Source organism: Colwellia sp. C1TZA3, from assembly GCF_007954265.1.
Lineage (GTDB): Bacteria > Pseudomonadota > Gammaproteobacteria > Enterobacterales > Alteromonadaceae > Cognaticolwellia.
The window spans coordinates 152,114-164,932 of record NZ_VOLS01000001.1 but is presented as its reverse complement, the minus strand read 5'-3'; the positions used below and the strand labels follow the sequence as shown (position 1 = coordinate 164,932).

The window sequence follows — 12,819 nt, the reverse complement described above, 5'->3', positions numbered from 1 at the left end:
AAGCTACTTAGCGTTGCTTATTTTTTGCTCTAAGGCTAATAATGCCGTTAAAGCTTCATCAAAGTCAAAGTTGTTGACTAACTTTTCGATGTTAGCTATGTGTTGATGGTAGGGTGTTTCATAACCAAGTACCATTAATTGTTGGCTAATGTCTTGTGCTTGAATATTAGCAGATATTAAGCAAGGTTTTAATTTTGCTATAATTTTTTCCACTTTTTTGCTGTTAAGTTGTTGATCATTATTCGTTAATGTTAGCGGATGATAAATGTTATTTAATTGCTTAATAATAAGGTCTAAATCTGTGACCACTTGGTTGAGTTTTAATTCAATATATGGACCTTGATGATGAATTTCGTTTTCCAGGGCGTTAGCACTGGCCGCTAATTCATACGCGCCAATATATTGTGCGGTTGACTTTAGCGAGTGCGCGCTGCGATAGAGAACTTCTGTTTGCTTCAAGTTATAAAATTGCACCATGGCTGGTGCTAGTACTTGATAATTTAGGCAAAAATCATCAATTAATTCAGTATAAAGACTTTCTTTGCCTTGCAGGTTTTTGAGCGCGTCATCAACCGATAAAATGGTTGTTTGTCGAAATTTGGCTAATTTTTGCTGGCTGTCGCTCAATTGTGCTGAGCTAGCAGGCTTATGCTGCAGAGTAGCGTCTGGCTTAACTAAATACTGACGGAGTGTTTGATATAATAACTCTGGATCAATAGGTTTGGTGAGGTGTAGGTTCATGCCTGCTGCGATACTTTTTTCTATATCGCCTTTCATTGCGTGTGCGGTCATGGCAATAACGGGTAAGTCTTGTAATGTTAAAGTTTGACGAATTTCTTTTGTTGCCGTTAAACCATCCATCTCTGGCATTTGAATATCCATTAAGACTAAATCGAAAGCGTGAGTGGCCAACTTTTCTAAGGCAATAAGGCCATTTTCTGCACACTCAATGGTAATTTTTGTGTCAGCTAGAAACTCTTTTGCGACTTGTTGGTTGATCATATTATCTTCAACCAACAAAACGCTATAGGCACTTAAATTTGGGACTATCAGTTCTGGTTGGACGTTATCCACAATAATATGTTCGCTCTCTTTATTTAATAATTCAATAATGATGTTAGTTAATGTCGATGGGTTAATTGGTTTTTCAATAAATTGTTCAATACCAGTATTAATGGCTAAAGTTTTTGCTTCGTCTTTATCAAAGGCAGAAATCATTAAGATATGAGGCAGTTTTTTCTGTGTTTGTGCTTGAATATGTTTTGCTGCTTGGATGCCATCCATCTTAGGCATTTTCCAATCCATCATGACCATATCATAGGGGGTGTTATTTTGTTGTGCAGAAAGTACCGCCGCGACCGCTTGGGCACCATCTTTGACGCCATCGGCAGTAATTTTATTATAAGCTAAGGCTTCAATTAAGACCTTTCTGGCGATATCGTTATCATCGGCAACTAAAACTTTTAAGTTAGGTAGTACTTGTCGATTAATGGTTGGGACAATGTCAAGCGCGGGTTGAGCATGTTCAAAACTTGCGGTAAAGCTGAAGGTTGAACCAACATTGAGTTCGCTTTTAAGGGAAATTTCTCCATGCATCAGTTCAGCCAATTGTTTACTGATGGCTAAACCTAAACCCGTGCCCCCGTATTTACGGGTGACTGAATCGTCAGCTTGGGTAAACGATTGAAATAAGCCTTGTTGCTGTTGTTGGCTCATGCCTATACCCGTGTCGTGTACCGAGAATTTTAGGCACGTTGTTTGACTATTCTCACTGTGTTTTTCAATGCAAATATGAATAGACCCAGCATGGGTAAACTTTAAGGCGTTATTGGCCAAGTTCACGATAACTTGCTGTAAACGCAACGGGTCGCCCTTGATTATTTTTGGTACATCAGGCGCTATATCAATAACAAACTCTAACCCTTTTTCATGTACTTTATAGGTACAAACATTAACCACACGTTGCAGCATATCGTCTAGAGAAAACTCAATGTGTTCTAGGGTGAGTTTTTCGGCTTCTATTTTAGAAAAATCTAAAATATCGTTAATTAACCCTAATAATGATTTTGAGGAGTCTTGTATTTTGTCTAAATAATCTTGTTGTGTTACTGAAAGCTCGGTGCGCAAAGCGAGCTGACTTAAACCAATGACTGCGTTCATGGGGGTTCTGATTTCGTGACTCATATTGGCTAAAAAATTAGACTTAGCTTGGCTTGCTTGTTCTGCTTTAATTTTTTCTGCGGCTAATTCTTTGGTGCGTTGAAAAATTTGATCTTCAAGATTACGACTATAATTGACTATCAGCTGATACAGTTTGGCGTTATCAAACGAAATAGCAGTTTGATTGGCAAGCAACTGCAAAACATTCACCCGTTCATTGCTAAATACGCCTTCAACATCGTAATGCTCAAGATAGACAATGCCTTGTAAATTACCTTTGACGATGCTGGGAAAACAAAGTATTGATTTTGGCTGATGGTCTTCAAAGTAAGGATCAGATAAAAATTGCTCTTGAGCACTTATATGCGTTAAAACTTGCGCTTTTAGGGTACGTGAAACCAGGTTAATGATCGAGTAAGGCAATAGTTGCTGTTGGGTATTGGCCATACCATCACGAGATAAAGCAATTTCGATATTTAAAATCCCATCACTTTGCAATAATAAGGCGCCATTTTGAGCGCCGGCGTTTTCAATAATGATAACCATCATTCGGTGTAAAAATGCTGATAAATCTACTTCACCACTTAAGGTTTCAGAGGCTTTTAGTACCGAGGTAAGATCAAGCTCTTGAGCATTATTGTGTTGTTTATCACTTGGCAGGTTATCGCGGTCATGACGTTGTGCAATTAACAGTGATTGGCGTAAGGTTAATAATTGTTGCGCTTTATGCTTGGCCCCCCAGATTTGGTAGCCGTTAAATGCTTGTTGATAATATTCTGTTGCTAGCGATTTTTTATTGGCGGCTAACCAATAGTTACCAGCCAGTTCATTAGCAAGGGCAACATGATGATGCGCTAAGTGTTGCTTTGCTAGGATAATAGCTTGATCATAGTTTTGCCATGCGGCGCTGTCTTCTAATAAGCACTGTAATTCAGCTTGGATAAGTTTTGCTTTATGACGATAATTTTCGGGACTGTTATTGGCCCATTGCGTGATTAAATCAAGGCTAGTATTTATCTGTACAATATTTTCATGATAATGATTTTCTTGTGGCTCAGCGGCTTGATTATGACAATGCTGAGCACAGATTAGTGCGGCGTAAAAGTGAAACTCACCAAAATGATATAAAGAAACCACGGCATGTAGATAAGGCTGTGCAAGCAGCATTTGCGCATGAGCTTGAGCGATATTATTAAATAAATAAGCTTGGATCATCAGTGCTAAATGATAGGAAAATAACGTATTAATATTCTTAGTTTCTATAAGGGTAGGTAGTTGTAATTTCTCATTAAAATACTCACCCTGTAAGTTTTTTATGTCGGTATTTTCATCTTGAAAATTGTTAATTAACTGTTGCCACACTTGCATTATCACCTGTTGATAATGCTGTTTTTTGCTTTGCATTAACTCAGCATATCGTGCCATCATCTTTTTGCATATACTAAGTTCCTTACCACTGAATAAACTGTGCATGCTATGCAGTAGTGCACTGTTAAAAGCATACTCAACACTGCCGCACCCAATACCCTGATAAAAATTTTTTTCCAGTGGTTTTAAAGTTTCACTCAGTGGCGATGTCCAGTGAGTAATTGAGACATTATAGATGAACTCAACCTCTACATAAATAGGCTCAGAGGGGTATTGTAGATTGACTTTTTTTGCTAAAGCGGCAAAATCTGAGCCCGCTTTAAAGCGACTGAATGCTCCACATAATAATAGTCCATGGCTAACAAATACTTTCGCACTTAACGCTGAAAGCCCAGCAGTTAAACATAACTCAAGTGCCGTGTAAGCAATACGCATATAGGCTACAGGGCTTAATAAGTAAGCGGGAGTTTGAATGGCGTTAAGGATATCTAAGGCTAATAATTGACGTTTGTCGGTCATAGCTGGCAAATGAATCAGGTCGGTAATTTTTTCAGGTTTGTAATATTGCTCTATGGCTAAATAGTTTAGGGATTGGTCAGCTTGAGGTAGTGTAATCGCAATACCAGCTAATGTGGCGATACCCAAATCTAACGCTTTTTGCATTTGGTTTTGCGCAATAAGTGACAACACTTGAATTTTGGCAAAACGTGCTTGAGCAATAACGTCGTTAATTAGCGCAAAGTGTTGTTGAAAATGTAAATTACCTTGGCCGTAGTCTTGCAGGAAATACAGCGCATTGGCTTTGCCTAAGGTGATGCGAACGCTTAAAGCATATTCTTGCTGCCAGTAAAGTTTGCCTAAATAGTCTTCAGCCTGCTCAAAGTAATAAAGTGCACTATTGTAGTCATTTATTTCTAAAGATTTTTCGCCGGCAATATCATTAAAGTGTGCTAATAATTTTTCATTACCTTGTTCAATATATAAAGATGAGGCTAAGTTTAGATGCTCAATGTAATCAAAAACATTCTCTTCAGTTGCTGAGTTTTCTGGTGTTTTGGTATAGATAGCAGATATGAAATACTGCGCAACTTTGTAATGGATAAGTGCTTTTGCTACCGGATTAGTCAGCAAGTAAGCACTTTGTTGTATTTTATCATGCGCAAATTTAATTTGTTCTAATGCCTCCATTGACTGATTTTGTGAATAGGCAATAATTAAACCATCGGTAATTAAAGGCCGTAATGCTTGCTCAAGCTCTTGATTAGTTACGCCAAGCACCTGTGTTAATAACTTAACGGGGATAACGCTACCAATGCATGCTGCATGATATAATATGTTTTGACCTGCTTTTGAAACATGGGTTAAGCGTAAGGCCATTATTTCAACCACGTTGTCGGTTGCTGTAAGCTTGTGTGTTAGTTGCTCATCCCAATGCCAGTGATTTTGTTTATTTCTAGTTAATATGCCTTGTTCATTTAAAGACTTAATAAATTCTTTAATATAAAAAGGATTACCGGCAGTTTTCTCAATAACGATCTTAACTAAATGTTGTGTTTTTTCAGGCTTTAGTGACAGTGATGCGGCGATAAACTCTGTGATTGCGCGGGCATCCAGTGCTAATAAATTAATCTGCGTGTGAAAAGCCTGAGTTTGTTTTATAGCTTCTAAGAGTAAATTTAATGGCTGGGTAGCGATTATTTCATTGTCTCGAAACGCAATAATTAGCAGTAAATTAGTACTATATTTAGCCTTTACTAAATACTGCAACAATTGAATACTGGCGATATCAGCCCATTGCATATCATCAATAAAAATTGTTACAACGCTATTTTGCTGGCCAAAGGCTTGTAAAAAATTGACCAGCGTTGCGTTAAAACGATTGCGAGTTTCTGCTGCTGGCAATTCAGCAAGGGTGGGTTGTATGCCAAGAATAAGCGCAAGTTCTGGCACCTGTTCTATCAATAATTGGCCGTTACCTTGCAAGGCGGTTAGCAAGACTTTTTTCCAGTTGCTCAGGCTCTTTTCACTCTCACCCAGCAGTTGCTCAACAAGTTCGGACATCGCTTGAATTAGTGCAAAATAGGGGACGTTTTTTTTATATTGTTCATATTTACCTTGAACACAATAACCTTTTTTTTCAATGATCGGCCGATGTAACTCTTTAATAAGGCGTGATTTCCCCGACCCAGAGTGGCCACTGATCAAACAGATTTTACTGCTTTTATCTTGTTCAACCGCGTTAAAGGCTTGTAATAAAATATCTTGTTCTTGTTTACGCCCAAAAATAGCAGCTGAAAAAATAAGCTTATTACTAACGTCTTGTTTACCTAATGTAAATTCTCTAACCTTGGCGAACTTTTTTAAGTCGGTAGCGCAGTGAATAAAGTCTGCTTTAAGCCCAACAGCGGTTTGATAGCGTTGAGAAGGTTCTTTTTCTAATAACTGTGCCAGTATTTTAGCGACTGCTGCGGGTACGTCGGTATTGTATTGGTTGGCAAGTTTGGGTTTTTTGGCAATGTGAGCATGAACGAGTTCCATCTCATCAGCATAAATAAAAGGTAAGCGACCAGTAAATAAGTTGAATAAGCTTGCACCGATAGAGTAAAAGTCAGAGTAAACTTCAATGGCATGATTCATTCGGCCACTGGCTTCAGGTGCTAATGTTGCTAAATAAGGTCGTTCAACATTACTGTTGGTGGTTTTTTTATGCAGTGCAGATATTTTTGTCGCAAAACTTAAATCGTACAATAGTGGCTGAAAATTTTCATCAATATAAATATGATCAGGGCAAATGTTATTTACAATGAAACCGAGTTGATGTAGTTGGGCATAAAGTTCGCAAATATTGATAGAAATTTGTAATTTATTGGCCAATGATAGCGGGGTTAATGACAAGTCAGTCAGCGATTTTGTATGTGGTGGGAAAGGCAATAACGCGTAGCAATATTGCGCTTCGTCATAAATTTCAAGTGGCGCAACTAGTTGCTTAATGGGTAATTGATCTTGCAAGGCTAAACAACTTTTAAAGCGGACAAGTGCTTGGTTATTAGTTGTTTTTTTTAAGCGCTTAACTAAAAATTGTTGCTCTTTATCATTTTTGACAACAAATATTTTTACCAAGCTTGAAACTTCTTGCTGTTCTTTTACGAAGTTGTAGCCTTGAAAATCTATCATTTGCATTATACCAAGTTGATTACATGTAAGACATATTCAAATGTTGTTAATTTGGGATAAACAGCATACAAATTTTATTATAATATTTGATTTATTATTAGCTAGACTTGGGGGGGGTGAATGTTCGAGCGTTACTTCACCTTGTTTTAAATACTTAATTTGCTTTTATTGTTTGTGCTCAACTCGCGACTAAGCCTCAACGCTGTACTATTATTTAATCGGTTGGCTATGCATTCATCATTTGTTATGTAATTAGCTTAGCACCGCGATATTCAATGTACAGACGAATTAGTCATCGGAGCTAAAAAAGCTTCATTGTTACTACTTATACCAATCCCATTAAGTTATTGCTCACTTGTACTCGTTAAAATAGCTCAAGGCTGTGTTGCTCTCATTCCCAATAGCCAGCTATTGCTCAATCGAGCGCCTTACCTTGAGTTATTTTTCCTGCGCACAACAAGATCACAAACTTAATGGAACTGGTATTACACTAATGTTATAACACCGTATCTTTTTTATTTTAACCATTAAAAATGAACAGGTAATTAATCAACTGGGTATATAAAACGCCGTGTCTTAATTCTGCCAAGATTTAATCTGGTTAAATTTTACTTTAATTACGACACAACTTTTGTGTGGCAGCTGAATAAGCAACGGCCAATGCAGCAGTTGCTCGCCGTTTACTCTTTATTTATATGGCGGCACACAGTTCAATGTTATTACCGGCAATATCTTTTAAATAGAGTGAACGGCCCATCCCTTGTGCGCCATATCTTTCTTCAAATTCACCAACCTCGACACCTTTACTTGTAAGGTAGGATTTTAATTCGTTTTCATCGAATTTTTCTATTTGCAGGCAGAAGTGCTCAAGGTTGTTGCCGGTAGCTTGTGGCGCAGGACCACCAGCCTTACCTAAGGCGGCATTTACATCCACTATATCGATCAAAGCAGAGCCAGCACGGAGCTGAGTTAACCCGATATTATCTGGTAATGTGCGCTCTACCACACAGCCTATAACTTCGCAGTAGAAGTTAATAAGCGCCTGATATTTTACTGTGCGTAATACGATATGATCTATTGCTTTGGGTTTAATCATAAATATATCCTTTGATAAAACTTGTGGCACTAATGGCCATAGACGCCTGTATGGTTTTCGATGACGTAATGATTTCTTTCTGGTTTAGCATACTATACCCGTTACCTTTCTTGTTTTTCTTTTTTAAAGAGACTGATGCCGAAATTATGTTTAGTTTAGTGCCATTATCTGCCGAGGGGATGAGCTAAATCTGAAAAATACTTGCTAAGGAACTTTTAAAAATGCAGTGGTCTTTGGGAGTTATGTTGGTGGTGGTTGCGAGTAAAAGCGCAAAGCACTCTAGGCATTACGTTAATGCCTAGAGTGCTTTAACAATAACCTAGAGTACTTTTGCGATTGATTGCGCTAAGTAGTCGACGTTGCGATTAGCAATGCCGGCAATACTCATGCGGCTTGAACCCACCATATAAATACTGTACTCGTCTTGTAACTGTTGAACTTGCTCAGGGGTTATGCCTAAGAAAGAGAACATACCTTTTTGGCGAGGAATAAAGCTAAAGTCGCGTGTTACGCCATTTTCAATAAGCTTATCAACGAGTAGTTGGCGATTACCGTTAATGCGGTTACGCATTTCTTGCAGTTCACTGTGCCATTGGGCGCGTAATTCGTCTGAATGCAAAATGGTTTCTACTAAGGCCGCACCATGTGCTGGCGGCATTGAATAAATACAGCGCACAACACTGAGCAATACTGAATTAGCGATATCAACACTGTGCGAGCTTTCAGCAATAATTGAACAAGCGCCAATACGTTCACGATATAAGCCAAAGTTTTTTGAACATGAACTACAAACGATCATTTCTTTAACGCTATCAGCCATTAATCGTAAGCCGTAAGCGTCTTCGTCTAAGCCTTCACCAAAACCTTGGTAAGCCATATCAATAAGTGGTAAAAAGCCAATGTCTTTTGTTACTTCAACAATTTGTTGCCATTGCTCGTTGCTTAAGTCCATACCACTTGGGTTATGACAACAAGCATGTAGTAATACGGTATCATCGGCTTTAACTTCTTTTAAGGCTGCTAGCATGCCATCAAAATTAAGGGTTTTGTTTTCATAGTCATAATACGGGTAAGTTTTAACATTTAACCCTGCGGCTTGAAATACCCCAGTATGATTGGCCCATGTTGGGTTACTTACCCAAATCGTTGCGCCCGCTTTACATGAATTGATAAATTCAGCAGCGACACGTAATGCTCCTGTGCCACCGGGAGTAGAAACGGTGCGGGTACGATTTTCTAATAATACTTTATGGTGACCAAAAATTAATTTAGCCATTTCTTCGTTAAAAAGTGATGAACCTGTTGGGCCAATATAAACCTTGGTATCTTCGGTATCAAGTCGATGTTTTTCAGCAGCTTTTACACATTTTAAAATAGCAGTATGACCGGCTTCATTTTTGTAAACACCAACACCTAAGTCGATTTTTTTAGGATTTGAATCTTGACGATATTTAGCCAACAAGCCTAAAATAGGATCGGCAGGCAACGCTGATAAACGACCAAACATTTTGGGTGTACCTTTTACGAAGAGAGGGAGTTGAGCGATTGAACTCCGAGTTTGGAGTTGCGGCATTAATCCCTGTTATTAAAGGGCTAGCATAACGGCTATCAGGTTAAAATCAAAGCATAAAGATTAAAAAAATCTGCAGTAGATAAGCTAAAAAAATGGGTTGATAGCTGATGGCTACAGTTGGCGTATATGTAAAAAAATATACCTAGAGGATTGAATCAATTATGTTTTACTGCAAGGTTTAGCTTTTTTATTTATGTGGTTAGATTTAAATTTTTGGTCTTCGAAAATCCCACATGTTGGAATTTATAGCCAATATATTTAATCGCTGATTGAGAAAATTCATTTTTACGCCGATTTGTTAACTTACTGTTGCCGTAAAGCTAGATAATAAACATAGGTTTTGGAGCAAGGCGTTAGCTATCACTTTTAAGTGGTTACTGACGCCTTATAAAAAATAAGTGTTTTAAAATTTAGTGGTAATTGCCGCAATAAAACCGATAACACCACCAAAAATACCCCCCCAAACCACTAACCAACCTAAGTGCTCTTGGATCATTTTTTGCACAATTTCTTTAACTAATTGCGGCGTTAATTCGTTGAGGCGTTTTTCAATAATATCGCTTACCTTGTCGCGCATGCCGGCCATAATGCTTGGTTGCTCTAATTCTGCACGCAAAATGGCATTGAATTCTTCACTTTGGCTTATTTCAATAACCGATGCACGCATTTTTTCAATAAAGGGCTCACGCATCGGTTGTAGTGCTTCAGTGCCGCCTAGCATTGCTAACATGCCACCAAAAGAAGACTGTTCAATGACGATAACTAAATTATCAAAGGCAGGTGATAAGTCGACTTTATTAATAACCGGTGCAAGGTTAATTGCTGCGGCAGGGTTATCGTCACCGGCTAAAAAACGGTCAATATTTTCTTCAGTAAAAAATTGCTCCATCATTAAAGCGCGAATGGCAATTTTAAAGTCTTCAAAGCGTGCGGGAATAACCCCTGAACCATACAAAAAAGGCACGCGTTCAAACAACATATGAATAGCAAGCCAGTTGGTTATTGCGCCAGACAAGGCAAATAAACCTATGGTGAAAATAATATTGTTGCTGACCATGTAGCCAATAATAATAGCGATTAGGGCTAAAAAGTTGGTGATAAAACTCTTATTCACAAAAACTCCGTCAATGTTAAGGTCAGTTATACCAATTTGATTAATTAAGTGATTTACTTTTTCATGAGGAAAAATGGATAAATACAAGGCATAAAGTTTAGTCAGTAGTTATTCACCTTATAAATTTTATAACGCTGTAGTTATTCATTTTAACCCTTAAAAATGAGCAGGTAATTAATCAACTTGGTATTATTTAATTTTGCTTATGGTATCAATTGCCTGCGGTTGCGCCAATAATTCATTCGTTAAATACCATTATTGGTAAAAATATCAGCAAAGGGTATTTCTGCTGATTTGCTATTTACGGTGAAATATTAAACAATTGTTGATGTGGTCATATAAAAATAATACAGGGATTTCATGAAACTTCGTAAAATATTTTTAAGCCAAATGATGTTTTTTGGTAGCTTAGCTTTGTCGTTAAGCGGCACGGTTAATGCCGAGCAAAGTGTCCAAGAGCAAATAATGGCAAAAGTTGCTGCCGAAAACGCCATTAAAAATCAAGATGAATGGCGTACAGTCGCTCTTGAAAATATGGTATTGCTAACTCTGCCCCACGGCCAAGTGGTGATTGAATTAGCGCCGCAATTCTCGCCAAAGCATGTTGAACAGTTTATGCGTTTAACTAAGTCAGGGCATTACGACAGCAACAAGTTTTATCGAGTTATTGATGGTTTTGTTGCACAGGCTGGCCCCGAAGAAGACAACAGCGCTGATAGCTCAGTGCCTTTGTTAGCGCTTGAAGGTGAGTGGCCAACAGATAAAAACTGGTCGTTTACTTTAGTGCAAAAACAGGATTTATTTGCTGAACAAACGGGCTTTAAAGACGGTTTTGCACTGGCTCATAACCCGAGTGAAAATAGGGCATGGCTGACTCATTGTCCTGGCATTATTGCCATGGCACGTGGTAACGATGCCAATTCAGGCTCTAGCCACTTTTATATTACCAATGGCCAAGCGCCAAGGTATTTAGATCGTATTATGAGCATATTTGGTCGCGTAATTTATGGCATGAATCATGTGCAGGCGATAACACGCACCGCCACTATCGAGGGTGAGACTGAAGTGGCAAGTGCTGATTATACGCCTATTGTGTCGATGAAAATGATGGCGGATGTACCAGCAGCCAAGCAAATTCATTTAGCGGTGAAAAATACCGAAAGTAAATTATTTGCCACCAAGTTAACCGAGCGTATTAAACGTGATAATGCTTTCTTTTTTAAGAAGCCACCGCCGGTACTTGATGTCTGCCAAACCCCAGTATTAACGCGCTTACTTGCTCATGAGGAAACAGATAACCTCACTCGGTAAATAAGTCGTAAAACTGACTAGGCTGAATTATTTTAATCGCCATTACGGCTTAGTATTACGGCTTAGTATTACGGTTTAGCATTGCGTTGTTTATATAGCTCTTTTGCTTTACGGCCTTTGCGATAGAGTGCTGGCCGCAATGCCCTTCTAAGTTTTGGAAATAGATAAGACACGGTTGTTAGCCAGCCACTGGCTTTGGGTAATGATATTTCTGTTGCTTCACCGCGAGCAATGCTAACAATAGCATTGGCAACTTGTTGAGCAGTGCTCATCGCTTGTGAGAATACTATGTCTTCTACCTGATCTATTTCTGACATAATAAAGCCGGTATCTATTGGCCCAGGTGAGACTACGCCAACATATATCCCGGTACCTTTTAGTTCATCGGCTAACGAGTAAGTAAATGCTCGCAAGCCTGCTTTTGTCGCCGCGTAAGTCGCTGCGCCCTGCAACGGCGTTCTACCGGCTAGCGAGCCAACATTGACTATGGCACCGCCACCAGCTTGGCGTAAATATGGCAACATTAAGCACGACAATTGGATCGGCGCACGTAAGTTAATATCAACCATTTTTGCCAGATCATTTGCGTGGTTACGCTCTACGCCACCACGTTGATGAAAACCAGCATTGTTGATCAAAACATCAACTGAACCAAAAACCTGCGCTGCTTTGAGCAGCAGGTTTTCATTAGCGCTGGGGTCGTTAATATCCATGGCAATATTGATGACCGATGTTATCGTTGCTAGCTCTGCAGTAATTTTATCTAATGCGGTTTGTCCGCGAGCGACTAATACTAAATTTGCCCCTAAGTGGGAAAAAGTTCTTGCCGTTGCAGCACCGACACCGGCAGATGCGCCAGTAATGATGACTGTTTTACCTGTAAAATTATTATTCATCATGCTCCGTTCTCTTTTTATGGCTGCTGCATTGCGGCTGTATGGGTTTGGTGGTGTTGGTGATGTATGTATTTTGTTACAGACTATTGTCTAAATTAATACTAAAAATAGTGAAAAAACATCATCA

Annotated in this window: 6 protein-coding genes; 1 reads left to right on the top strand and 5 read right to left on the bottom strand. The window is 38.8% G+C overall.

Going from position 1 to position 12,819, the window contains the following annotated elements:
• Positions 1 to 3: 3 nt before the first annotated feature.
• The 4 genes from ESZ39_RS00730 to ESZ39_RS00715 all read right to left on the bottom strand — a co-directional run bounded on the left by ESZ39_RS00730 (position 4) and on the right by ESZ39_RS00715 (position 10,485).
• Positions 4 to 6,702: a response regulator gene (locus ESZ39_RS00730; RefSeq protein ID WP_191321672.1), complete on the bottom strand. Its 6,699-nt coding sequence runs from the start codon at positions 6,700 to 6,702 to the stop codon at positions 4 to 6.
• 691 nt (positions 6,703 to 7,393) lie between these two features.
• Positions 7,394 to 7,798 (bottom strand): VOC family protein, encoded by a 405-nt coding sequence (locus tag ESZ39_RS00725; protein ID WP_146877873.1) that lies wholly within the window; start codon positions 7,796 to 7,798, stop codon positions 7,394 to 7,396.
• Between the two features lie 319 nt (positions 7,799 to 8,117).
• Positions 8,118 to 9,305 carry an amino acid aminotransferase gene (locus tag ESZ39_RS00720; protein WP_146877872.1) on the bottom strand — a complete coding sequence of 396 codons (1,188 nt, stop codon included), beginning with the start codon at positions 9,303 to 9,305 and terminating at the stop codon, positions 8,118 to 8,120.
• A gap of 469 nt (positions 9,306 to 9,774) precedes the next feature.
• Positions 9,775 to 10,485 (bottom strand): DUF445 domain-containing protein, encoded by a 711-nt coding sequence (locus tag ESZ39_RS00715; RefSeq protein WP_146877871.1) that lies wholly within the window; start codon positions 10,483 to 10,485, stop codon positions 9,775 to 9,777.
• 360 nt (positions 10,486 to 10,845) lie between these two features.
• Between ESZ39_RS00715 and ESZ39_RS00710 the strand changes: the two genes are divergently transcribed.
• Positions 10,846 to 11,796, top strand: coding sequence for a peptidylprolyl isomerase (locus ESZ39_RS00710; RefSeq protein WP_223270185.1), 951 nt, complete (start codon positions 10,846 to 10,848; stop codon positions 11,794 to 11,796).
• Positions 11,797 to 11,864: 68 nt separating this feature from the next.
• Here ESZ39_RS00710 and ESZ39_RS00705 read toward each other — a convergent pair whose 3' ends face one another.
• Positions 11,865 to 12,695, bottom strand: coding sequence for an SDR family NAD(P)-dependent oxidoreductase (locus tag ESZ39_RS00705; protein ID WP_223270184.1), 831 nt, complete (start codon positions 12,693 to 12,695; stop codon positions 11,865 to 11,867).
• Between the last annotated feature and the right edge of the window lie 124 nt (positions 12,696 to 12,819).